Origin of the sequence: Blautia sp. JLR.GB0024, from assembly GCF_037000545.1 — a bacterium.
In the GTDB taxonomy this organism is placed as follows: Bacteria; Bacillota; Clostridia; order Lachnospirales; family Lachnospiraceae; genus Blautia; species Blautia celeris.
The window spans coordinates 131,628-156,451 of sequence record NZ_JBANBF010000003.1; the positions used below are offsets into that span (position 1 = coordinate 131,628).

Annotated in this window: 23 protein-coding genes; 7 read left to right on the plus strand and 16 right to left on the minus strand. The window is 47.7% G+C overall.

Annotated features, from left to right (window positions below):
* Positions 1-5: 5 nt before the first annotated feature.
* The 3 genes from V8Q34_RS08810 to V8Q34_RS08820 form a co-directional block, all read right to left on the minus strand.
* Positions 6-680, minus strand: a complete 675-nt coding sequence (locus V8Q34_RS08810; RefSeq protein WP_335835242.1) for a response regulator transcription factor — start codon at positions 678-680, stop codon at positions 6-8.
* Positions 681-809: 129 nt separating this feature from the next.
* Positions 810-1,496: a hypothetical protein gene (locus V8Q34_RS08815; RefSeq protein WP_227211533.1), complete on the minus strand. Its 687-nt coding sequence runs from the start codon at positions 1,494-1,496 to the stop codon at positions 810-812.
* A gap of 37 nt (positions 1,497-1,533) precedes the next feature.
* Positions 1,534-2,574 (minus strand): CapA family protein, encoded by a 1,041-nt coding sequence (locus V8Q34_RS08820; protein ID WP_052099377.1) that lies wholly within the window; start codon positions 2,572-2,574, stop codon positions 1,534-1,536.
* Between the two features lie 501 nt (positions 2,575-3,075).
* Between V8Q34_RS08820 and V8Q34_RS08825 the strand changes: the two genes are divergently transcribed.
* Genes V8Q34_RS08825 through V8Q34_RS08840 form a run of 4 tightly spaced genes read left to right on the plus strand, consistent with a single transcriptional unit; the run spans position 3,076 to position 6,127 of the window.
* The gene (locus tag V8Q34_RS08825; RefSeq protein ID WP_335835243.1) at positions 3,076-3,942 is read left to right on the plus strand and encodes an AraC family transcriptional regulator; all 867 of its coding nucleotides are present in this window, start codon (positions 3,076-3,078) and stop codon (positions 3,940-3,942) included.
* A gap of 2 nt (positions 3,943-3,944) precedes the next feature.
* Positions 3,945-4,400 (plus strand): GyrI-like domain-containing protein, encoded by a 456-nt coding sequence (locus tag V8Q34_RS08830; protein ID WP_335835244.1) that lies wholly within the window; start codon positions 3,945-3,947, stop codon positions 4,398-4,400.
* A gap of 6 nt (positions 4,401-4,406) precedes the next feature.
* Entirely contained in the window at positions 4,407-5,375 is a 969-nt protein-coding gene (locus V8Q34_RS08835) for an ABC transporter ATP-binding protein (protein WP_335835245.1), read from the plus strand.
* Positions 5,372-6,127: an ABC transporter permease gene (locus V8Q34_RS08840; RefSeq protein WP_244806105.1), complete on the plus strand. Its 756-nt coding sequence runs from the start codon at positions 5,372-5,374 to the stop codon at positions 6,125-6,127. Before V8Q34_RS08835 ends, V8Q34_RS08840 begins: the two co-directional genes overlap by 4 nt.
* Here V8Q34_RS08840 and V8Q34_RS08845 read toward each other — a convergent pair whose 3' ends face one another.
* A complete protein-coding gene (locus tag V8Q34_RS08845) occupies positions 6,128-6,577 on the minus strand; it encodes a hypothetical protein (RefSeq protein ID WP_335835246.1) in 450 nt (149 codons plus the stop codon).
* A 259-nt stretch (positions 6,578-6,836) separates the two neighbouring features.
* Here V8Q34_RS08845 and V8Q34_RS08850 point away from each other — a divergent pair, with 259 nt between their 5' ends.
* A complete protein-coding gene (locus tag V8Q34_RS08850) occupies positions 6,837-7,295 on the plus strand; it encodes a GNAT family N-acetyltransferase (RefSeq protein ID WP_227244492.1) in 459 nt (152 codons plus the stop codon).
* A 63-nt stretch (positions 7,296-7,358) separates the two neighbouring features.
* Here V8Q34_RS08850 and uraA read toward each other — a convergent pair whose 3' ends face one another.
* The 6 genes from uraA to V8Q34_RS08880 all read right to left on the minus strand — a co-directional run bounded on the left by uraA (position 7,359) and on the right by V8Q34_RS08880 (position 15,146).
* Entirely contained in the window at positions 7,359-8,621 is a 1,263-nt protein-coding gene (uraA, locus tag V8Q34_RS08855) for a uracil permease (protein ID WP_148393772.1), read from the minus strand.
* A gap of 1,152 nt (positions 8,622-9,773) precedes the next feature.
* Positions 9,774-11,189, minus strand: a complete 1,416-nt coding sequence (gene uxaC / locus V8Q34_RS08860) for a glucuronate isomerase (protein WP_227244487.1) — start codon at positions 11,187-11,189, stop codon at positions 9,774-9,776.
* A 21-nt stretch (positions 11,190-11,210) separates the two neighbouring features.
* Positions 11,211-12,518, minus strand: coding sequence for a TRAP transporter large permease (locus V8Q34_RS08865; protein WP_103732854.1), 1,308 nt, complete (start codon positions 12,516-12,518; stop codon positions 11,211-11,213).
* 23 nt (positions 12,519-12,541) lie between these two features.
* The gene (locus V8Q34_RS08870; protein ID WP_148392341.1) at positions 12,542-13,045 is read right to left on the minus strand and encodes a TRAP transporter small permease; all 504 of its coding nucleotides are present in this window, start codon (positions 13,043-13,045) and stop codon (positions 12,542-12,544) included.
* Complete coding sequence (locus tag V8Q34_RS08875) at positions 13,046-14,068, minus strand: TRAP transporter substrate-binding protein (RefSeq protein WP_033143270.1); 1,023 nt, start codon at positions 14,066-14,068, stop codon at positions 13,046-13,048. It abuts the gene before it with no gap.
* 76 nt (positions 14,069-14,144) lie between these two features.
* The gene (locus V8Q34_RS08880; RefSeq protein WP_033143271.1) at positions 14,145-15,146 is read right to left on the minus strand and encodes a LacI family DNA-binding transcriptional regulator; all 1,002 of its coding nucleotides are present in this window, start codon (positions 15,144-15,146) and stop codon (positions 14,145-14,147) included.
* Positions 15,147-15,424: 278 nt separating this feature from the next.
* Here V8Q34_RS08880 and V8Q34_RS08885 point away from each other — a divergent pair, with 278 nt between their 5' ends.
* Together V8Q34_RS08885 and V8Q34_RS08890 are read left to right on the plus strand one after the other, a co-directional pair.
* Positions 15,425-16,906 carry a UxaA family hydrolase gene (locus tag V8Q34_RS08885; protein ID WP_335835247.1) on the plus strand — a complete coding sequence of 494 codons (1,482 nt, stop codon included), beginning with the start codon at positions 15,425-15,427 and terminating at the stop codon, positions 16,904-16,906.
* A gap of 63 nt (positions 16,907-16,969) precedes the next feature.
* Complete coding sequence (locus tag V8Q34_RS08890) at positions 16,970-18,469, plus strand: tagaturonate reductase (protein WP_335835248.1); 1,500 nt, start codon at positions 16,970-16,972, stop codon at positions 18,467-18,469.
* A 143-nt stretch (positions 18,470-18,612) separates the two neighbouring features.
* On the opposite strand, the gene V8Q34_RS08895 is transcribed toward V8Q34_RS08890, so the two are convergent.
* The 6 genes from V8Q34_RS08895 to V8Q34_RS08920 form a co-directional block, all read right to left on the minus strand.
* Positions 18,613-19,464, minus strand: a complete 852-nt coding sequence (locus V8Q34_RS08895) for a class I SAM-dependent methyltransferase (protein ID WP_335835249.1) — start codon at positions 19,462-19,464, stop codon at positions 18,613-18,615.
* Between the two features lie 31 nt (positions 19,465-19,495).
* Positions 19,496-19,975 (minus strand): LURP-one-related/scramblase family protein, encoded by a 480-nt coding sequence (locus V8Q34_RS08900; RefSeq protein ID WP_033143274.1) that lies wholly within the window; start codon positions 19,973-19,975, stop codon positions 19,496-19,498.
* Positions 19,976-20,100: 125 nt separating this feature from the next.
* Entirely contained in the window at positions 20,101-21,063 is a 963-nt protein-coding gene (locus V8Q34_RS08905; protein WP_335835250.1) for a beta-ketoacyl-ACP synthase III, read from the minus strand.
* Positions 21,064-21,266: 203 nt separating this feature from the next.
* Positions 21,267-22,271 (minus strand): TMEM198/TM7SF3 family protein, encoded by a 1,005-nt coding sequence (locus tag V8Q34_RS08910; RefSeq protein WP_227211338.1) that lies wholly within the window; start codon positions 22,269-22,271, stop codon positions 21,267-21,269.
* Between the two features lie 87 nt (positions 22,272-22,358).
* Positions 22,359-22,913, minus strand: a complete 555-nt coding sequence (locus V8Q34_RS08915; RefSeq protein WP_033143277.1) for a DUF5662 family protein — start codon at positions 22,911-22,913, stop codon at positions 22,359-22,361.
* On the minus strand, positions 22,913-24,814 hold the full coding sequence (locus V8Q34_RS08920) for a glycogen operon protein GlgX (RefSeq protein WP_335835251.1): 1,902 nt from the start codon (positions 24,812-24,814) through the stop codon (positions 22,913-22,915). The genes V8Q34_RS08915 and V8Q34_RS08920 overlap by 1 nt, the downstream gene beginning before the upstream one ends.
* Positions 24,815-24,824: the final 10 nt, after the last annotated feature.

Genomic DNA, 24,824 nt, shown 5'->3' on the forward strand with positions numbered 1-24,824 from the left:
CCGGCTCAGACTTTTTTCTCCAGCTTATAGCCGATTCCCCTGGCTGCCCTGATTTCTATGGGCGCCTCCAGATTCTGCAGCTTTTTTCTCAGATAGGAGAGATAGACCCACACCACACTCACCTCTGCCTCCGCCTCAAAGCCCCATATCTTTTCCATAAACTGTTCTGCTGAGATGAACTGGCCGGAATTTCTCATGAGCATTTCCATCATCTGGAATTCCTTATTTCCAAGGCGGAGAGACTGGCTTTTATAAGCCAGCTCGAAATTCTCCCTGTTTAGGGTCAGATCTTCAAAATCCAGTATATTTGCGGAAAATTCTGATTTTCTTCTGGTCATGGCTCTGATTCTGGCAAGCAATTCTTTCATGGCAAAGGGCTTTGGCAGGTAATCATCTGCTCCCATGTCAAGGCCTGTCACACGGTCTTCAATCTCTCCTTTTGCGGTGAGAAGCAGGATCGGTACGGTACTTCCCTGCTTTCTGAGCGCTTCAAGCACTTCAAGCCCGCTCATCTTCGGCATCATGATATCCAGGATAATACCGTCATACTCAGCCGCCTGGGCCCAGTCATAGGCATCTGCCCCGTTGTAAACCACATCTATAGAATACTTGTTGTGTTTCAGCACCGCTGCCAGCGCATTCGCCAGTTCCTTTTCATCCTCTGCAAGCAGTAAACGCATGTTTTCCCCTCCTGTTTTTGTGATAAGATTGTTTGTTATCCTTTATCTTATCATAAAAACCTTAAAAGAAGCTAAAAAAGTCCCCGGGCCGCAGATGATCTTCTGCAGCTCCGGGAACTATATATTTTTTTATCCAATGGGTTCCTTCTCATCGCCGTCACTGTAAATATGTACTGCATAATTCACGCCATCTTCCACATAATACTCCACTTCCACGCTGAGGCCCGATTTTATAATAACAGGACAATCCACAATCGCCATGCCTATATTATATTCGACTGCTCTGTCTTCTCCTTCACCTCCATAAGTACGTCCGCCTATGTTCTCTTCATCAATCCGCATGGTATTGCCATTCACATCAAGCACATATCCTGCAGTTTCGTATGTCTCTCTGCCGCCTGAAGGATCGTAATGTCCTTCTTCATCTGTGTACGCATCCTGATTTTCACTGCTTTCGTCTGTATTCTCCTGGGTGCCGGATTCATTACTCTCCTCTGACTGCTCCTGGCTGTCTGTCTGCTCCTGGCCGGCTGTCTTATCCTGATTGCTGTTCTCCTCTCCACCGGCAGTTTCCTGGCTGCCGGAATTATCACTTTTGTCCGATACCTTTACGTCTTCTGTCTTCTTTTTTGGTTCTATGACCTTTGCTTCTTCTTTCTTTTTGTTCTTGTCATTTTCTGCAGTCTTATCCTTCTTTGCTGTGTCTTCTGTCTTTGTCTTTGTATCTTTGTCCTCATTGCTGCTGCCGCAACCTGCCAGAAGACTTGCCGATAAGATTGCCGCTGCCGCCAAAACCATAATTTTTCCTGTTCTCATTATTTTTCTCCTTTGTTTATTTCTTTCAGGGGTGGGTTTATACATCCAACTCCGGCTGAAAATTATTTTCTCCGGAATCGGATGATATCCTGCATGGAATCTGTTCCGGTTCCCAGGCCTTCACAAGCTTTCCATCCAAAAACCCGAATGTCTGGCGGTATATCACGCTGTCCCAAACCTCAGGGTTCTTATCTGCCCCATTACAAAATACTCCCAGGCTGTATATGATATAACTCCCCTCATATCTCTCTACCTGCTGTACATGGGATGGGTGATACCCCAGCACCAGATCTGCCCCCGCTTCAACGGCTCTGTGTGCCCACTCCTCCTGACTTTTGCCGGGCTTTTGGGCCCCTTCTTTGCCCCAGTTCATGCACACGACGATCATGTGTGCGCCTGCACCCTCAGCAAGCCGTATATTTTTAACCAGCAGTGCCTGCATATCCATGGATCTGTCAAGCACATCAATGCCGATGAAGCCAATTTGGATCCCGTTTATATTTTTGAAAGAGACACGGTCATGTCCGAAAGCTCCGACTCCCGCTTCATTTAACGCGATAGCCGTGTCATAATATCCGTCCTGTCCATAGTCCTTTGTTCTGTCATTTGCCAGGTTCACCAGATCGATGGAACCTTCTTTGAGGATTTCCGCGTATTCTTTCTGTCCTTTGATAGGATGCTTCCTGCCTGCCGCCGTTTCCTCTGACATATCACCGATAAAATTCGTGACATTTACATCCGCCTTTTCAAGCTCTGTTTTCACATTCTGAAAAAAATAGGCAGGGTTTTCTTTCTTCTCGTATGTCTCCAGGAAACTGCCTTTTATACCTGTTCCCCGCTCATCGCCAAAGATACAGGTACCGATCGCTCCTATTGTCACCTTTGTCATCTTGGCTTCCAGCTCCGCCTCCCGGGCTGATCTGGCCTTTAATTCCCTCTCTGCAGATACCTTTGGTACAAACACCAGGGAGAGAAAAAGCAGGGCTGCCAGCAGAAGAACTCCTGATGTCAGCATTTTCTTCATGCGTCTGACCTTGCGTGCCCGCCTGATTCGGTTCCTTCTTATCTTTTTATCCATAATAATCCCTCTTTTGCAGCAAAAAACTGGATTTGCTGTCCATGTTTGGTATTATATAGAAAAGATGTTACTAATATAAGCAATCTTGTTTTACGTTTACACGACTTTAATAGAACAAACTCATGACTATTTTTTTAATGAACTGACAAAGTTTGTGACTATTTTTGCGTTTCTATGTACAATAAAAAATAAATTCTTAACATGTCCCGTAGCAACTATGTAAAATTTCCTCTTTCAATCCACTGTTTAAGCCTGATTCCGGATGTAATCTATGACAAAACGCGTTATAGATGTGTAACATTCTGCTGCACCATAGGTTCCGGTTCTATATTATCAGACTATAATAGGTTTTGCGCGATAACAGCACCAACGTAAATCGTATATGCACAAACGTTTTCTGCTGTCATCCCAAACTCCTGTATATCCCTTTACAAAACAGGACATAAAAAGAGAGGATTATACTTTTTTCATAAGCTATGCTGTAAGCAAGGAGGCAGAAAAATGGAATGGTTAAAAAAACTGAGCAGTGCCATCGCATATATTGAGGAAAATCTGGACAAGGAAATTTCCTATGACAAAGCAGCGGAGATTGCCTGCTGCTCCACCTATTATTTTCAGCGAATGTTTTCCTATGTGGCAGGTATTCCCCTGTCTGACTATATCAGGAAGAGAAGAATGACCCAGGCTGCCTTTGAACTGCAGCGCACAGACCATAAGGTTCTGGATATCGCCTTAAAATACGGCTATACTTCCCCAACTTCCTTTAACCGCGCCTTTCAAAGTGTCCATGGCATTCCTCCCACCGCTGCCAGAAATGAGGGATGTGTGTTACATGCCTATCCTGCCGTCACGTTTTCCGTGACCGTGACAGGAGAAACGCCCATGGCCTACCGGATTGAACAGAAGGGTCCTATGCGCATTGCAGGTATCCGCATACCCCTGACAGAAAACATGGAAAAAAACATGGAACGCATTCCCGCCTTCTGGAAACAAACCATGGAAGGCCCGAAATTCCGGGAAATCTGCGCCCTTGCTGACCGGGAACCACGGAATATACTGGGCGTCAGCACTTACCGGGACCCACAGAATATCTTCTATTATATTGCTGCCCAGACAGAAGAGCCGGTGCCGGAAGATATGCTGGACTACACAATCCCCGCTGCCACATGGGTGGTGTTTGAAAGTGACGGCAGCCTGAAAGAACAGGTGCAGAGCATTTTCCGCCGCTTTATGACAGAATGGCTTCCATTCTCCGGTTACGAGTACGCCTGTCTGCCGGATGTGGAAATCTATCCCATATATGAAAAACAGCCGGAGAACGGACATTTTCAGGTATGGATCGCAATCACAAAGAATAAGGAGGAATGATCATGGATCACAAAGTAGAAATCAGAGAAATCGAGCCCATACGGGCTGCATACATGAAATATCGGGGAGACGCCGCAAAAGCAAACCGCATGTTCCCCAAAGTGTTTCAATCCGTACGCGGAAAGACAAATGGGTCTCCCTTCTTCTCCTATCTCAGCATGGACCCGGAAACGAAAATGGGGAGTATGGAACTGTGTGTCCCCACGCAGGAAACACCGGCCGGCAGCAGTGTAAATGTGAAAGTTTTCCCCCGCATACGAGCGCTCTGCGTCACACATACCGGTTCCTATGATACACTTTTTCAGGCATATGCCGCAATCGATCACTTTGCCGCAGAGCACCACCTGGTTCTAAGACCTCCCTTCCGGGAGATTTTCCTCAAAGGACCGGGCATGATCATAAAAGGAAACCCGGATAAATACATTACGGAAATCCAGTTTCCCATTGAGGAGGATTGATAGGCCATGCAGCAGACATCACCTTACGCCATCTGTGCCGAACAGGTGTACAAGCAATATAAAAACGGCGTGCAGGCCCTGTCCGGCCTCAGCCTGACAGTAAAAAGGGGCGAGATCTTTACCCTTCTTGGGCAGAACGGCGCCGGCAAGTCAACACTCATACGAATTTTGACCACCTTTTTGAAACCCGGTTCCGGAAAGGTATCTGTTCTGGGCCTGGACCTTAACCGTGACGCGGACCGCATACGGGCAAAAATTGCCTGTGTCTCCCAGCAGACCTCTATTGATATGCATTTGTCTCTCAGAGAAAATATGATGTTTCAGAGCCGTCTATACCGAATTCCGAAAGCCGCGGCAAAAAAACGCATGGACATGCTGATTGATGCATTTGACCTGACACAATATCTGAAATATCCCGTCTCCTCCTATTCAGGCGGCATAAAAAGGCGGCTGGACATTGCTCTGAACCTTATGTCGGAACCGGAAATCCTGTTTCTGGATGAACCTACTGTGGGCATGGATATCCAGTCCCGCATGGCTATGTGGAAGATGATGGAGAAGATCCGGGAAGAATTCGGCACCACTGTCTTTCTCACAACACATTATCTGGAGGAGGCTGACAGTCTGAGTGATACGGTCTGTATCATGAAGGAGGGAAAAGAAGTGGCCCAGGGAACCCCCTTTGCCCTGAGGCAGTATATCAGACAGGATATGATCCGGATCACCTTTTCTTCCAAATCTGCCGCCGGGGATTCTGTAAAACGGATGTCCGGTCTCTTTCTGCCGGACAGAATCAGAATACAGGACAACTGCTGTCTGCTCTTTACGGAAGATATCCGCCGCGATATGGAAACTGCCAATGTGTTTCTGTTAAAGAATCAGATTCCCTTTCTGGGCATTGAGATAAAACAGCCGTCCCTGGATGATATTTTTCTGAAACTCACAGAGGACAGCAAACAGGAGGCATGCATATGACAGTCTTTACGATCTTATGGAAAAATATAAAATGGCGCTTTCACAACAAGCTCACCATTATCATCACCCTGACGCAGCCAGTTCTCTGGCTGGTATTATACAGCGCCGTGGCAGGACAGACCTTGCAGGGCACAGAGATAGGAAATTACACGGCATTTATCCTGCCCGGCCTCATGGTGCTGGTCTCCTTCTCTGTGTGCAGCAGCAGCGGAATCATGAATTATATGCTGAAGGCAGAGGGAAGCTTCTACCGGATTCTCATCGCTCCGGTCCAAAGAACCTCCGTCATACTGGGGCAGATATTGGAAGGTGTTCTCTGCACTTTTTTGGAAGTCGGCCTTATGGGGCTCATCAGCCTTTTCTTTTCCGTGAGATTCCGTACCGGTATATCAGGCTTCTGCATCATTCTGCTTCTGATCTTTCTGACTGCCTTTTTTATGTCCGGAATCTGTTACGGCATCAGCCTGATCCTTCCCAATGAAATGGTGTACGAGTCTGTGATGAACGCCATTGTGCTGCCCGTGTTCTTTTTAAGCTCTGCGCTGTTTCCTGTGGATAGAATCACCGGTATACTGAAAATCCTGGTAAGCGGCAATCCCTTTACCCATGTGATCAACAGCATCCGCTCCATTTTGCTGGGCAAAGCGGTGTCAGGCCGTGAGTTAGTCTTCACCATATGTCTGCTTCTGCTCATGGGCGGACTGGGATTTTGCTTTGCTGCCGTCAGACTGAACAGGGAAACAGATCTGTGATCATTTCTGCCTATTTTTCTCCTGCATGTACCTCTCTATTTCTTCATGCGTCAGCCTTCGCACTCGGGTAAATGGGTACTCCCGGTATTCTTTCACGGAAAAGACAGGTGACATGGCTTCACATATTTTGTTTCTGTTCTTTTTCAGGTAACTCTGCAGTTCTTCTTCACCGGGGAAAATTTTATACGAAATTCTTCCCCGGCTGCTCTTTATCTCATAGATGCCGCAAGACTTTTTCATGGCCACATCCGCTGTGCGCAGATAAAGCTTTGCCTGTTCCAGAGACTGAAAGGGAAAATTCCATCTCTGCAGCCCTCTTCTCAAATCCCGTTCTATACAAATACAGCGCCCGCATGTTCCGCAGATATATTGGGTATGATGACTCAGGCAGTCCACGGGATTCAGCAACGGTGTGATTCGGCTGTTGTTAATATAACATTCTTTGCACATTGTAAACATGTCCCTCCTCTTTTTACTTCAGTTTCTCTTTTTAATAAGTATAAACGATGACATTATGTGAGAGTCAAGGCCGTATATTCCTGTTCTTACATCCATTTTCATGCTGCACCTGTCAGGATAAATGCGGCCGTAATTGCCACCTGTCTTCTGATTGCTGCCCTGCTGCTTCAAAATAATTGACACTTATGTACCAAATGTTTAAAATAGAGTAATCAATCCATAATCCATTACAGCCAAAAGGAGTTATCCCATGATAATTAAAATAGAAAAAGCATGCCGCAGCGACGCTAAAAGGCTTGCCGAAGTTTATAATATGAGTTTTTACAGCGACTATTTAAAGTACGGGGAATGCCCGGGATATAACAAAACAGAAAATGACATTCTGGATAACTTACAAAAACGTGATGTTTATAAGATAATCGCTGATGGCGCCATTGTTGGCGCAGTCTCTGTCAGGCCGGAAGGGGATGAGTCCTACTATCTTGGCGCTCTCTGTGTCATACCCAAATACGCCAACAAAGGCATTGGACAGACAGCCATGCGTTTTCTTGATAAAAAATACCCCAACGCCAGACACTGGGCGTTGGAGACACCTTCCGATAAAACACAGAATCACTATTTTTATAAAAAATTCAATTTCAAAATAACAAAAGAATATATGTACGGAGGTATTGCTATCTCTTTCTTTGAACGCAGCATACAACCCTGATTTTCTTTGGCGGACGAAAAAAGGGGACTGCTTTCCGACAGCCCCCTTCTTTCACCTCTTCTCTTACTCTTCTTCCAGATCATTGGTCAGTTTAAATCTGTCCAGTACATAAAACAGCAGGCTTAAAAGCATACCCACTACACAGGCCAAAACCATACCCTTCAATTCAATCTGTCCAAATTTCACCGAAATTCCCGACAACCCGGTCACAAAAATAACCGAGGTCAGTGCCAGGTTCCTGGAACGTCCGTAATCCACGCGTCCGTCCACCAGAATACGGATACCGGAAGTACCGATCATACCATACAGAAGGAAGGAGATTCCCCCGATGACCGGTCCCGGAATGGTACTGATAAGGGCTGACAGTTTACCTACAAAAGAGCAGATGATTGAAAGCACCGCTGCCCCGCCGATCACATACACACTGTAAACCCTTGTCACAGCCATAACCCCAATATTCTCTCCGTAAGTGGTAGTCGGCACAGAACCGATAAACCCGGAGATCATAGTAGAAAAATTATCCGCAAAAAGAGAACGGTGCAGACCCGGATCCTTGATCAGGTCCCTTCCTACAATCTTCCCTGTTACGATCTGATGTCCAATATGCTCTGAGGCGATGACCAGAATAACCGGCAGAATGATCAGGATTGCCTGCAGATTAAATTTCGGCGCAGAGAAATTCGGCAGTGCAAAAATTGAGGCATTCGCCACCTCCGTAAAATCCACGATCCCGCAGAGAAGTGCTGCCGCATATCCTGCCAGAATAGCGATCAGAATAGGAATCACGGACAAAAATTTCCGAAAAACCACAGACCCGATCACAGCGACACCGAGCGTCACCAAAAACACAATGGCATTCTTCGGATTGACCACCTCATCCAGCATCCCCGCATTACTGGCCGCCGTAGAAGAAAGCTCCAGACCGATAAGCGCCACAACCGGCCCCATAGCTGCCGGAGGAAGCACAACATCGATCCAATCCGACCCAAACTTATAAATAATGAAAGACAGGATGCACCCCAAAAATCCCACTGCCACGAACCCGCCAAGCGCATAGGCATATCCAAACTTACTGATCACAATACTGGCCGGCGCAATAAAAGCAAAACTGGACCCCAGATAGGCCGGCGCCTTCCCTTTAGTGATCAGTATAAACAACAGCGTCCCCACACCGTTCATAAACAGAACCACCGCCGGATTGATTCCAAACAAAAACGGAACCAACACAGACGCCCCGAACATGGCAAACATATGCTGAATACTGAGCGGTATCAGAAGCTTTGGCGGAACTTTCTCTTCCACCTGGATAATTCTTCGATTTTCCACAATATTTCTCCTCTCTAAATTCCTTTTCGGTTTATTTTAACACAATAAGCTACAATCTTCCATACAAAAATCGCCGTTTTTCCTTTCTTTCATCCTCCCCTGTCCCCAGAACATTCCGTGCCAAGTAATATGATTTACGCAGTACCGATATGGTACATTCTGCTTCATACCATGGCTGGCTGCCTTGCTTTTTCATGTCTGCAGAATGAAAACACCTGGTGATATACAGAACCGGCATATATTATGACTGCAGATTTTCTTTATTTTACAGTTAGTCACAAAGGATGAACACAGATTTTTCCTGCTTTACAGATAATTGGAAAAAGATATTTAGCTTTCGTTGGCAGTTTTAGATGCCTCGCCGTGGTTTTTCCTCTCTTTACGGATAATTTGAAAGTAGCATTTGGCTTTTGTAGGTAATTTTAAGATGTTTCGCCGTGGTTTTTCCTCTCTTTACGGATAATTTGAAAGCAGCATTTGGCTTTTGTAGGTAATTTTAAGGTGTTTCGCCGTGGTTTTTCCTCTCTTTACAGATAATTTGAAAGCAGCATTTGACTTTTGTAGGTAATTTTAAGGTGTTTCGTCATGGTTTTTCCTCTCTTTACAGATAATTTGAAAGTAGCATTTGACTTTTGTAGGTAATTTCAAGATGTTTCGTCATGGTTTTTCCTCTCTTTACGGATAATTTGAAATCCCCTCTTACCTTTCGTATGTAATCCAAGAAATTTTCACCGCTAACTCACCTATTTTTACATATAATTCAAGAAAAATCTTTAGAATCCATACGTAAATCCAAAATTTTCAAACTGACAGACCTCATTATTACCCAAATGATATCTAATCCATAACTCTGCCCTGAGAAAACCAAGGATGAGGCGGTGTGCAGCCGGGGACGGCGGGCGGGGGTCTGTTTGTGTCAGCGAGGTTAAGTGGAAGGGTCTGTGAAATCCACCTCCTACGGAAACTTAGGCGCGAGCCCTCTGGCGAGCGTCTTAGTTGCAGTTGGAGGTTAGTTCACAGTCCTGGAACGTCGAGCGGACACAAACAGACCCCCGCCCGCCGTCCCCGGCTGCACACCGCCTCATCCCGTCCCCTTTGCCACAAAAAAAAGAGCCCGCATGCAACTTCCACACAGACTCTTTTCCCCTATCTCTATTTCATTTCCAGTGCAAACCCAAAATAACGCACCGCATTATTATAAGAAATCCCCTTCACAATCCTCTCCAGCATCTTCATATCCTTAGGATACTCTCCATTTTCCACCCAATTACCGATCATCTCACAAAGTATCCTTCTAAAATACTCATGCCTCGGATATGAAAGAAAACTTCTGGAATCCGTCAGCATTCCGATAAAGTTCCCCAGCAGACCTAAGTTTGCAAGAGATGTCATCTGCTTTGTCATCCCTGTCTTATGGTCATTGAACCACCATGCAGACCCCTGCTGAATCTTTCCCACAGCATCTGAATTCTGGAAACACCCGATGATCGTTCCAATCGCCTCATCATCATTGGGATTCAAACTGTAAATCACCGTTTTCGGAAGATTTCCCTCTGCATTCAGCGCATTTAAATAATCTGCGATCTGACCTGACGGCGCATAATTATTGATACAGTCATACCCTGTATCCGGCCCCAGTTTTTCAAACATATCCGTATTATTATCACGCTTACATCCATAGTGGAGCTGCATAGCCCAGCCCATCTTCGCATATTCCCCGGCAACAAAAAGCATGAACGCTGTCTTAAACTTCAGCTCTTCCTCCCTGGTAACCGTCTCCTCATTCAACCGCTTCTGGAAGACAGCCTCAACCTCCTCATCAGAAGCCGGAACATACATGACATACTCCAGCCCATGATCTGACGCCCGGCAGCCCATCTCATTGAAAAATGCCATTCTGGACTTCAGCGCTGCTTTCAAGTCCTCAAAAGACTGGATATCCATATTAGCCGCCTCTGCCAGTGTCTCCAGATACTGACCGTAATCCGGTTTTTCCAGATTCATGGCCTTATCTGGTCTCCAGGCGGGAAGCACCTGTACCGGGAAACTCTTATCCTCTGCCAGCATTTTATGCCATTTCAGGTCATCTGCCGGATCGTCCGTGGTACAGATCAATGTAACATTTGACTGGATGATCAGATTTCTTGCGCTCATGGAAGGCTCCTGAAGCTTTGCGTTACACAAATTCCATACTTCCTCTGCCGTGTCACCGTTTAACACACCTGTATATCCGAAATACCGCTGCAGCTCCAGATGACTCCAGTGAAACAGAGGATTGCCGATGGCTTTCTCCAGTGTCTCCGCCCATTTCTGGAATTTTTCTCTGTCCGGTGCGTCTCCGGTGATATAACGCTCCTCCACACCATTGGAACGCATCTGGCGCCATTTGTAATGGTCTCCGCCCAGCCATACCTGTGTGATGTTCTCAAACTTTCTATCCTCTGCGATCTCCTGCGGATTGATGTGGCAGTGGTAGTCAAGAACCGGCACCTTTGCCGCAAAGTCATGATATAATTCCTGTGCGGTGGGGGTGCTCAATAGAAAATCTTTGTCCATAAACTGTTTCATAAAACATTACCTCCTTTTATTTTACACATATCCCATCAGACTTGGCAGCCAGAGACTGAGCTGCGGGATATAAGTTACCAGCATAAGTACAACGAAGATCGCTGCAAAATAGATCAAAAGCTGTCTGAACACCGTCTCTATCTTCACCTTTCCCACCTTGACGCCCACAAACAGTGTGGTGCCCACAGGCGGTGTGATGGTTCCGATACAGAGGTTGAAGATCAGCATGATACCAAAATGGATAGGATTCATGCCAAGCGCCGTACACACCGGAAGGAAGATCGGTGTGAAGATCAGGCAGGCAGGTGTCATATCCATGAAAGTTCCCACAATCAGCAGAATCACATTGATCAGCAGGAAGATAACGATCTTGTTGCTGCTGATAGCCAGCAGACCATTGGAAACGGCTGTGGGGATATTGGTAAATGCCATAACCCATGACATAATACTGGAAACACCGATCAGGAAAATAATAATACCTGTCATCTCAGCGCTTTCCTTGAAAATCTTGGGCAGGTCCTTCAAGCTGATGGAGCGGTAAAAGAACAGGGATAGCACAAGACTGTACACAACCGCCACCACAGACCCCTCTGTGGCTGTGAAGATACCGCCGATGATACCGCCGATCACAATAATGATGAGCAGCAGGCACGGCAGAGCCTGTAAAACAATTTTCATGGCTTCTTTAAATGTAAATTTTGTTTTTGCCCGGTATCCTTTTTTCTTTGCAATGAAATAGATTACCAGCATACACGCCAGTCCCCACAAAATACCGGGTATGTAGCCCGCCATAAAGAGCGCTGCCACAGAAGTCCCGCCGCTGACCAGGGAGAAGGTGATCATAACGTTGCTTGGAGGAATCAAAAGCCCGGTTGGGGCAGTGGCAATATTGGCAGCCGCGGAGAAGTTAGGGTCATATCCCTCGTCCTTCTCAATCGGCCCGATGATGGATCCCATGGCGGAGGCTGCCGCTGTACCGGAACCGGAGATGGCTCCGAAAAGCATGTTTGCAATGACATTTGTCTGGGCCAGCGCACCGGGAGCACGTCCTGTGATGAGCTTTGCCAGATTGATCAGACGGACCGCGATGCCGCCCTTGTTCATGATATTCCCGGCCAGAATAAAAAACGGTATGGCAAGAAGGCTGAACACGGAAATACCGGAGAAAATCCTCTGTGCGCCGGTGAGAACCGCAACACTTGTATCCATAACCGGCAGAATGGCGCATACGGAAGAGATTCCCAGCGCTACTGCAATGGGCACACCTGCCAGCAGCATGATGACCAGCAGAACCAATATGATCAATCCTGAAACTAATGCTGTATTCATAATCGAAACTCCTTTTCCTCAGATTATTCTTTCACTTCCCGGTGCTCCTGCTCATATCCGCTGCACAGATCCACAATATTGAAAATGGAGTACAGCACAATGAGCACGCCGGAAAGCGGTACGACCGTGTAGATGATACCCATGGGTATTCCCAGGGAAGCCGTCTTCTGGGTCATGGTAAGGTTCATGATCGTAGCCCCGCCGTAAATCATAACACTTCCGGCCAGGAGCATGATCAGGATTTCGATCACGATCTCCAGGACTTTTCTTTTTGTCCCTGTGATCTTATCTGCTAAAAATCCCATACGCATATGGTCTCTTTTACCAAACACATAAGCGGAGGCAAGCAGCGCCATCCAGGTAAAGCTGTAGGTCAGAAGCTCCTCGGAAACGGTGCTGGGACTGTTGAAGAAGTAACGGATCACGATTTGATAGGTTCCGATGCATACCATAAACGCAAAAATAACAGCACAGGCAGAGCTTAAAATCGTATTGATAACTTTTCGGATTGAGTGTAAGGCTTTCATTTACTCTTCCTCCTTTGCGTATTTCTCATTGATTTTCTGGATATGGTCATACAATTCCTGAATGTCCGGGTTATCATCCAGCATATCCTGCTGCACATTGGACACCTTGTCCTTAAATGCCTGCACATCCACGTCAATGAACTCCACACCCATCTGGTTCTGCGCAATATCTTTTGCCTCTTCCACCTGCTTGTCCCACTCTTCCATCTCCACCTCTGTGGACAGAAGGGCAGCCTGTTCAAATACTTCACGCTCTTCACTGCTCAGTCCGTTTAAAAATTTCAGGTTTCCGATCAGCATATCCGGCACCATCTGGTGCTTGTTGTAAGAGTAGTATTTTGCCACTTCCCCGTGTTTGTTATTGGTAAGGGCAAGCTCATTGTTCTCCGCACCGTCAATGACACCCTGCTGTATGGCGGTGTAAACCTCGCCGAAACTCATAGGGGAGGCAGCCGCGCCGAAAGCTTTTACCATGTTTACACTGGCCGGACTCTGCTGTACACGGATTTTCAGGCCCTTTAGATCCTCCGGTGTATGAATCGGTTTTTTTGCGTAAAAGCTTCTGGTTCCCGCATTGTACCAGGTCAGTACCCGGAAACCTGCCTCGTCCGTGGACGCATAGACCTGATTCATATAGTCCGTATCGCCCATCACCTCATGATAGGCTTCCTCGGAAGTAAACAGATACGGCATGCTGAACACCTCATATATATCTGCAAAAGTCTCCAGGTTGGCTGTGCCCGCCACAACAAAGTCAATGGCGCCTGTCTGCGTCAGCTCTATGGCCTTCTGCGCGGAACCCAGTATCTCATTTGGAAAAATCTGAACCTCATATTTGTCTCCCAGATTCTCCTCCACATATTCCTTAAATTTTAAAAGTCCCAGATGCTCCGGATGTGTCTCAGACTGGGCATGGGAAATCCGAACGATTCTCTTCTCACTTTTAATGGAAGAACAGCCGCCAAGTCCCAGAACTGCAGTGACACATAAAGCAAGTATAAAGGCTTTCTTTAATCCTCTCATGATTCTTTTCCTTTCACTCTTTTTCCGCTACGTTTCTGCGGAAATTTTAAAACCGCCTTTGGCGATGGGCTTTTTATCAAAAATCTGTGGTGCACCGTTTCTCCAGACGGCACCGCACATATTTTCTGTGCTCCACGCTTTCTCCTTTTAAGACCTCCATCAGGGAGTCAATTGTCATCTTGCACAGCAAGTCACCCCTGCCGTCTATGGATGTCAGCTCCGGCTCACATCCAATGGAAAGTTCTGAATTATTGTAACCTATAATACTGATATCCTGCGGTACGGACAGCTTCTTTGCCTTGGCGTATTTTACTGCGCCCACTGCCAGACCGTCATCTGTGGCAATGACGCCGTCAAACACCAGATCTCTTCTGGCCAGCAGAATGTCCCGCACCAGATGGATCTCATTTTTGATGTAGACCTTGCGCTCCCCGAACACCGGAATGCCTGCAGCCTTCAGGGCATCCTCATACCCCTGCAGCTTATGCATGGCACTGTATGAATAAGAATCACTGAGAAACAGGATCTGCTTTCTGCCTGAGGCGATCATAGCGGAAACGGCATCAAACACGGACTGGTAATCATCTGTGAGCATACAGTAGATATTCTCCCCGTCAATGAAACCGTTCATAATAAACACGGGGATCTCTTCGGAAGCCTTCTTAATATAAGTAATGTCTTCCCCGTACTCCTTGTCCCCCGCGTAGCAGGAGCCCACTAAAAGCAGCGCGTCAATGCGTTTCTGCAGAATCATCTGCACAGAGATCTCCTTATCCTCCTGCTCATATCCGCTGCAGTATAAAATGCAGTCATAACCGTAATTTCTCAGGTTCTTCTCCAGATATGCCACAGCAGATGCCATATAATGGTCTGAAACACTTGGACAGATGATTCCCACTGTCTTCATGGAGTTCAGGCTCATGCCCCTGGCAAATACATTGGGTATATAGTCATTTGCTGCCATGACTGCCCGTACCTTTTCTTTTGTCTTTTCACTCACCTTTGGGCTGTCATTGACCACTCGTGATACGGTGGCAATGGAAACCCCTGCAAGCTTCGCGATATCGTATATGTTCATAATCCCACGTTCCTTTCGCTGTGGAAGTGTAAGCCCTTACACTTTATTTTTCATTATACAGACAGGAAAACAAAAAAGCAATTCTTTTTGCCGCGATATTTTTCACAAGTTTTCTCTTTTATTTTTGTGAAATATTAATAAAATTCTTGTTTTTTGTCCAATTTTTAAAATTCATGTTGACGAACTCCCCACCAAGTTGTAGATTTAGTGTAAGCCCTTACATTTCATACTTAGCTATTATATGGAATCGCATTTTATAAAGGAGGATGAATATTCCCATGCAGACTTATCTGAAGATTCATCCGGATGACAGTGTTGCCGTAGCGCTTGCTCCGCTTGCAGCAGGCACCTCTGTCCATTTGGATCATAAGGAAATCCTGTTATCAGAAGATATCCCCCAGGGTCACAAGTTTGCCCTGAAGGACATCCGGGCAGGGGAGGCAGTTATAAAGTACGGCTCTCCCATCGGACAGGCCAGGGAGGACATCGCCCAAGGCTCCTGGATTCATACCCATAATATGAAAACAGGCCTGGGAGATCTTCTTACCTATACTTATCATAAGGATGCGGCAGAGCTTGCCCCCACTGAGGAGCGCTTCTTTCACGGGTACAGAAGAAGCAATGGCCAGGCCGGTGTCCGCAATGAAATCTGGATCATTCCAACCGTCGGCTGCGTCAACAACGTGGCAGAAGCCATTGAAAAACAGGCACAGATCTATAAGACCGGCACCATTGATGACATCGCAGCCTTTCCTCATCCCTACGGATGTTCCCAGATGGGGGAGGATCAGGAACACACACGCAGGATACTGGCAGACTTGATCAACCACCCCAATGCAGGGGGCGTCCTTGTATTGGGCCTGGGGTGTGAGAACAGCAATATAGAGGAACTGAAGCGATATATCGGTTCCTACGATCCCAAAAGAGTTCGTTTCCTGGTGGCGCAGGAATCTGAGGATGAGATCCGCGACGGGCTTGCCGTCATCCGGGAACTTGCAGAGTATGCAGGCAGTTTTTCAAGAGAGCCCATAAGCTGCAGGGAACTTGTCATCGGCATGAAGTGCGGCGGCAGCGACGGTCTGTCCGGCATCACAGCCAACCCGACCGTGGGCGTTTTCTCAGACCTGCTCATCTCCAAAGGAGGCACTACGATTCTCACCGAGGTACCGGAAATGTTCGGCGCGGAGACACTGCTTATGAATCGCTGCGCCAATGAAGCGCTGTTTGACAGGACCGTTGAACTGATCAATGACTTTAAAAATTATTTCAAAAGCCACAACCAGACCATCTATGAAAACCCGTCCCCCGGCAATAAAAAGGGAGGGATCTCCACGCTGGAAGACAAATCCATGGGATGCACACAAAAATCAGGCAGCGCGCCTGTAAAAGGTGTTCTCGCCTACGGGGAACCGGTAAAGGAAAAGGGTCTGAACCTGCTCAGCGCCCCGGGCAATGATCTGGTGGCCTCCACAGCCCTGGCTGCATCAGGCGCCCATATTGTCCTGTTCACCACAGGAAGAGGCACCCCTTTCGCCTCCCCTGTGCCCACCGTGAAAATCTCCAGCAATACTGCCCTCTATGAGAAGAAAAAAAACTGGATTGACTTCAACTGCGGTCCCATGACAGAGGGTGTGCCCTTAGAGGAGCTGAGCAGTCAGCTTTTTGAGTATGTGCTGCAGGTCGCTTCCGGTGAGAAAGTCAAAGCAGAGAAAGCCGGTTTTCATGACATGGCTATTTTCAAACAGGGTGTTACGCTTTAACACATTTCGCGTGACAGCGCCTGTGGATGGTAATGTAAATATAACAACAGGGGAATAAAAATCATGGAAAAACTCAGTTATCAGATATTAAAAGAACAGAATTACAAAGGCTATCTTCTCCGGGAGGCTCCCGAACGTGTCCTCCAATTTGGGGAAGGAAATTTTATGCGGGCCTTTACAGACCATTTTATTGATATGTTGAATGAAAAGACAGGTTTCAACGGCAAGGCAGTTCTTGTCCAGCCCCGGCCAAAACGCCCCGGCCACAGCCTGGCTGATGACCTGAACACCCAGGAAGGGCTTTACACCTTATATCTGCGCGGCTTTGAAAACGGAAAAAAGGTCAGTGACAAGCGTGTCATCTCCTGTGTCAGCCGCTGCCTGAATGCCTATGAAGATTACGACGCGGTCATGGCCTGCGCCGAAAATCCTAATCTGCGCTTTATCACCTGCAACACCACCGAGGCCGGAATCGTATACGACCCTGCCTGCAGGTTTCAGGACAGACCGGCCTCCAGCTTTCCGGGCAAGCTGACCCAGTTTCTCTACCGCCGTTATGAAATCTTCGGCAGCGAAAAAGGAAAGGGATTCGTTATTCTTCCCTGTGAGCTTATTGCGGAAAACGGAAAAGAGCTGAAAAAATGTGTGCTTTCGTATGCCGCACAGTGGGATCTGGAGGAAGGCTTCCTTACATGGCTGGAGGAGGAGAACATGTTCTGCTCCACGCTTGTGGACCGCATTGTCACCGGCTTTCCCAAAGGGGAAGAGGATGCGCTGAATGAGGAAAACGGCTATCTGGACGCCGCCATGGATACCGGTGAAGTCTTTGCCTTCTGGGTCATTGAGGGACCTGCTGCTTTAAAACAGGAACTTCCTTTTGAGAAGGCCGGGCTTCCGGTCCTCATCACAGATGACCACAAACCATACAAGGAGCGCAAGGTCCGAATCTTAAACGGCGCTCATACCTCCATGGTCATGGGGGCATATCTGGCCGGGTTCGATATCGTGCGGGACTGTATGGAGGATGATGTAGTCTGCGGCTTTATGAATAAAGCAGTCCATGAGGAGATCATCCCCACCCTGTCTCTTCCCAAAGAGGAGCTGGAGAGTTTCGCCTCCGCCGTCACAGAGCGTTTTAAAAACCCGTTTATCGACCATGCACTGCTGTCCATCTGCCTGAATTCCACCTCCAAATGGAAAGCCAGGGTCCTGCCGTCCCTGAAGGCGTATATGGACAGGACAGGAAAACTGCCGCTCTGTCTCACAGCCTCCTTTGCCTTCTATCTGGCGTTTTACCGGGGGAAGGAACTGACAGACGCGGGTCTTGCTGCCGTACGTCCGGACGGTGGTGCTTATACTGTGTCGGACGACAGAAATGTTCTCTCCTTTTTTGCAGCACATAAGGATGATACCACAGAGGAATACGTGCACGCGGTCTGTGGCAATGAAGCACTTTGGGATATGGATCTGTGCTCTATGCCCGGATTTGAAGCCGCTGTCACAGATATGCTGAACAAGATCCAGCGCGACGGCGCATATGAAATGATGAAATCCGTCTGCTGATTCTTTAAAAAATAAAAGTGCCCCATATGGAAGCCTGTAAATTTCCGGTTTTCCATATGAGGCACTTTTATTTTGTTCCGCATTTCTCACCCGCTGTATTCTGAATCCGGAGGACACCGCCGCATAAAATACATGTCCGCCGCTTATCCCTCCGCCTGTTTCTCTGCGACAGCACAGATTGTCGTATCCCGGCCTGTAAACGCCTTTCCTGCCACATTATCATAAAATTCCGTGCAGCACAGCCCTGCACGCTCTATTTCCTTTTTTAAGGTTTCCCTGGTGTACCGCTGGTTCCAAAGATTATAACAGTGGCAGTCCTCCTCTGTAATCACCAGATACTGCTCCAGAGTGTTATCTGTCTCGGGATATCTGTAATTGCGCTGAATGACCACATGAGGTCCGGCTGACCAGAATCCCTTATCCTGATACTGAACCGTCTCCAGTTCTTCAAAAGGCAGAGCACGGGTAAATCCGTCAAGAATAAGGATTCCATCCTGTTTCAGTGCCTTTTTTATTTTCCCCAGCAGAATCCTCCTGTCCTTTGGAGGCAGTACACCGAAATCACAATAGATCAAAGTTATGACATCAAATGCATTCTCCTCATCCATATCCAGATAATTCTTATATTCATACCGGATGTCCCTCTTTGTCCCGGCAGCGTGTTCTCTGGCGTATTGGACGGACCGTCTGGAAAAATCAAGACCTGTCACCTGAAATCCCCTGTCATCAAACAGCTCTGCATAGAGTCCCGGTCCGCATCCCAGGTCCAGAAGCTTCTTTCCCGCTCCTCCCCCGCAGCGCTCTGCAATCCAGTCCGCGGATCTTTGTATAAATTCATGCTTCCTGGTTGCGCCTTCCGCATCCGGGTCCAAGTGCGCCTCCAGCATATATCCGGAAATATTCTCATCATCCCAGAAAGCGGAGGAGCTGGCTTCATATATCTGCGGTTTTTGTTTTATATACTCAATCAGTTTCCTGCTGCTGTTATTTTCCAAATGTTTTCTCCCTGTCCTGTTTCTGCCGTGTTTACCGGTTTCCATCACTGCAGTTTGCCGCGTCAATGGCGATCACCGTCAGCAGGCCGATCAGCTCATCGTCCTGGCAGGCATAGTCGATCACATACGTGTCCCCCCAGTGAAAGGGCTCTTTCCTGATATGCATGATCGGGCAGCATTCCTGATAGACATCGTAATCCCATTCCAGAAAATCGCCTTCCACTCTCCAGTCATTATAGTCGATCTCATATTTGGGCTTAAACAATGCAAAGCGTTTTTGGATACTCCCCAGAGCCCTGCCCCCTGCAATCAGCTCAAACCGAGGCATGACAGTCATCAGTTTTTCTCTCACCATGCCTACTTCCTCACCGGTATCGTGACGGTAAATGTGTATCTTATGGCCAATAGACAGAAACTCTCCTTTGACAAAATACTTCGGGTTACCGTATTCATCGTACACATCATAGGTGTCTGTCCAGGAAAATACCCTCTGTTTTATCAGTAATTTCATAAATCCTCCTCCGTTTTCCTTTTCCTTTGCCTGTATGCTTATATCTTACCACAATACCTGTACTTTATGGAACAGAAATCGTTACTCTCACTGCTTGCCCGGCAGCACGCTTCGCGGGACAGTGCTTACCATTCAAGCAGCGCGGCTCCCCAGGTCAGACCAGCTCCGAATCCTGACAGGATGATCTTGTCCCCCTTTTGCAGCCTTCCTTCACGGTTCATCTCATCCAGCAAAATGGGAATACTGGCGGCGGATGTATTGCCGTGACGTTCCAGATTTATGGGAAATTTTTCCTCCGCCTCCTTTAGTCTTTTGGCAACTGACTGGATGATTCTGCTGTTGGCCTGGTGCAGAACATAATACCTGATCTCCTCTTTCTCTGTCCCGGTCTTTTCCAGTACCTGTGTAATACACTCCGGCACCTTTTTTACGGCAAATTTGAAAACAGGCTGTCCTTCCATGGCAACATAATCCGCCTCCTGGGCACCGGGTACCAGAACGTTCTTCATCTGGCGAGCACCACAGGTAAGAACACTGTCCCCTCTGCCGTCTGACCACTGGACCATATCCATGAATCCTGTCTCATGAGCCTTTACCACGACGGCCCCTGCCCCGTCCCCAAACAGCACACATGTACCTCTGTCTTCCCAGTTGAGGAGCTTTGACAGAGTTTCCGCTCCGATGATCAGCGCATTTTTGTAAACTCCGCTTTTTATATACGCCTGAACCGTGCTTAAGGCAAATACAAACCCCGAACACGCTGCACTTAAATCGAATCCAACGGCGTTCCAGGCACCGATTTCCTTCTGTACCCGGCAGGCAGTATTCGGGAAAAATGAATCCGGTGTACAGGTAGCCACTAGGATCAGCTCCACATCCGCGGCATCCATTTCCGCATTCTCCAAAGCCTTTTTGGCGGCGCGGCATGCCAGAATGGTTGTATTTTCCTCTTTTGCAATCCTTCTCTCCCGGATTCCGGTCCGTGTGGAAATCCACTCATCATTTGTATCCACGATCCTGGACAGATCATCATTTGTCACAATATTTTCGGGAACTGCACTGCCTGTTCCGACTATCCTCGCTACCATATTCTTCCTACCTCTTATTCCATCATATTTTCACCGGATAACTGTTCAGCGCAGTAAATGCGCAGACCTGCTGAATCATTACTTCACAGAATCACATCCGGGAATTCATTTAAACTTTCAAATAGTTTGATTATCAAATCTTTTCTTTCAAAGTATACTAAGAAAGAGACCGTTTGTCAACTACACAAACGGCCTCCCGGTATCTATTCATCCTCTTTATAAATTTTCTGTATTTCCTGGGAAAGCTCCCGGCTCAGATCATCCAGGTCAATTCCCGTTCCCACACCCCGGTATGGGGCATTATCCGGCTCCGGTCTGCGGTTATAGTCCTGTTCCCGCAGCTTTGCCATATCGGGGATCTCTCTTGTCTTCTCTCCCGGCTCCTCTGCCGGCCTGCGCGGTGTCTGGCTGCGCGGCGTCTGGCTGCGGCTGCCGCCCCCGCTTCTTCCTGTTCCGGAAGATGTCCGGCTCTGGGCCGTATTATTTCTGCTCTTCTCTGTGGTCTTATATACCGTTTTCTTCCTGGTCTTCTTTTTCCTGCCCGGCAGCGTGGGAAGGCTGAACTTCCGTTTCTTCCGGTTGAAAAGCGGTTCCCGGCTGCTGCCTTTGCTGCTCTGCTTTTTCTCCCTGTTTCGAAGAAGAGGCGCTGCCTGCACCGCGATTCCGAGAAAAGCCAGGATCAGACCCAGCAGCCATGTACCCGCGCCGCCGTCTTTGCCTGTCATGGAAAACAGAATCCTGATGGCGCCAAGACCGCCGCAGATACCCGTGATGCCGATGATCACATACTCCTCATATCCGATAGCCATGGTGGCTGCAAAAATTCCTATGGCAATGCAGATGATCCTGCCCGTGTCCGTAGGCGCACTGAAAAAAGAGTTTGCCAGCGCATATACAAGGCCTGCGCACAGCACAAAAATTCCAAGTTTATAAAATACCCATGCAAGCGCACCCAGCACCACCGCTCCGGCAAGTCCCGCGATCACCACATATTTTGCCTCGTGCAGAAAATAATACCCTGCAATACCGCCCGCTGCGGCACCGATCACAAGCCCGAGGATACTGCCCCAGACTTTCCTGAGCTTATAGCCCATAAAACAGTTCAGCAGTGCAAATATAAGCCCTGCCAGCATAATTCCCGTCGTATACTTTTCCACAACATTCCCGTACTGGGAAGTCACAATGTTTAAAATATCTGCCGGATTCATTTTGATCACCTTACCCCTTATCTGTTTATGTAACTGTTCTTCACCTGCAGTCCCTTCTCTGCCCTTTACAGAAAGGGAACTGCAGCATCACACACTCTCTCCCCTGAAAGTGGTTTTCAAATATACTTTTTTGATATACCTGAGGGTTTCCTTTTCCCCTTTTTCCGCCAGCATGCGCAGCAGAAATTCCAGGTCCTCATTGGTCTTCTCATGCACAAACCAAAGTCTGTCTCTGCTCTTCAGAAAATAGGCCAGAGGCGCCTGATCCGTATAAGTCCCCGGATTATAGACCCTGGAAGCGCTGATCCGGTCCATGACCATCTCCGCAATGTATTTCCTGGGCATGGGAACACCCTGAATGACTGTGTCACAGTCCACACCGTAGTCCACCCAGTGCTCAAAATGATGCTTATTCCTTCCATAGTGGTGAATCCAGGATGTGGACAGCCCGGTGTCTTCCCGCTCCGCATTGTTGGGACTTCTGTTTCCCTGATAATACCTGCATCCAACGGAAAATTCCGTCCAGGAATATTTTGACAGGTCATGCAGCAGCCCCTGCCGGTACAGACCTATTTTAAAACAGTAGCGCATGACCAGCAGCTTATGGCTGGTAATTGTCTTGAAATGTGCCCATATATGCATTACGCTGTTTCCTGCTTTCCGATTAAGATTGCTATAGTTCTCGACGGCACCTCCACAGCTTTTTTACCCTTCCCCTTCTGCTTTGCCGTCTTTACCTCTTCTTCTGTAAAAACCTTTCCTTCCTGCCTGCTGGTGCTGGCCACGAATTTCCATACAGACCCTTTCGGCAGATTGGGCAGTGCAAATTCATGAGGCATCCAGTGCAGGTTATATGCTACAAATAAAAACTCTTTTTCCTGCTTCCCATAATCTCCGCAGTACATCATTCCCAGATGCCGCAGATTTCTCTCACAGGGCGCATACCAGGCCTGCGCTCCGTGGTAAGACAGATCCGGATAGCCAAGTGCCCTGTAGTCCACTCCTTTTAACTCTTCCTGCATATGCAGAATGTAGTATTTTTTTCTGAAGGCAATGGCTTCTTTAACAAATTCATAGAGTGCCCGGTTGGATTTGAACGCACTCCAGTCCACCCATCCGATGTCATTGTCCTGGCACCAGGCATTATTGTTGCCCTTCTGGGAATTGCCGAACTCATCCCCCTGAAAGATCAGAGGCGTGCCCTGGCTCAGCAGAAGCAGCAAAAACGCATTTTTAAGCTGCTGCAGCCGCAGTTCCCGCACTGTTCTTTTCCTGGTGGGACCTTCTGCCCCACAGTTCCAGCTGCAGTTGTACTCCATGCCGTCCCTGTTGTCCTCACCGTTGTCCTCATTGTGTTTCTCATCATAGGACACCATATCCATCATGGTAAAGCCGTCCTGGTCCGCCAGGTAATTGATGATTCCCGTCTCTTTGGGATTTCTCCGGTTCCGGTAAATGAAATCCTCCAGCATGTTCTCATCGCTTTTCAACAGATGGCGCATACAGTAGAGAAACCCTTCGTTGTACTCCGCCACATTTTTAAATGCCGGTATTTTTCCCTGATAGAGATATCCGCCGTCCACATCGTGAAAGAAGAGCTTTGTTCTGGAAAGCAGCGCATCCCTTACCAGGACTTCCTGGCAGATGCCGCTCCCCATCAGATGAAATCCATCCACATGGTACTTAAGCTTCCAGTAACGCAGAATATCCAGCATAACCGAAGGACTTACAGAACCGTCAAAATAGAATTCCATCAGACACTCCATCCCTGCCTGGTGCAAAGTATCCACCAGATGTGAAAATTCCCGCACCGGACGGTCTGTGGCACAGAAGGATGCCTTTGGAGCGAAATAGCAGGCCTCGCCTGTATACCCCCAGCAGTTTATCTTACCGGGCACACTTTCCTTATAAGCATAGGCAGGTTCCGGCCGCCTTCCGGCGCTGCGCTTCCTCTCAATCTCCCTGTAATCATAGGCCGGCATCAAAAGCACTGCCGTGACACCCATATCTTTCAGATATGCGATCTTCTGCTCCAGCCCTTTAAAGGTTCCTTTTAAACGGACCCCGGAATTTTTCTGCATGGTATATTCCCGTACCTGCAGCTTATAGATAATAGAATCCGACAGGGAACAGGGCTGAAAGGAATCATCCTGCCATCTGTATTTTTCATTCCGGAATCCGCACCGGATGATGTCCGTATCTTCTGTCTGCGGCTGTCCGAATTTTTCTGCACCGGAAAGATAGACCGCGTAGGGATCCTGTATCACTTCATTTCCGATACGGTAATTATACTCATACCTGTCAGGGGAAATGCCTGTCACGCAGACAGAAACCAAATTCCCCGTCTTCTTTTCTTCTGACAAAGGGATTTCCTTTACCGGCTTTTTCTCCCCTGCATGGTACAGAAGAAGAAATGCCTCATCCCCATCCGGGACAGAAACAGTAAACTGATATCCCTTTTCCATCCTTATGACTCCCGGTTTGCCCGGATATACTGGCAAAGCTTGTATCTCCTTTGATGCCTCGTCCATTCTCTTCGTCAAGCTGTTCACC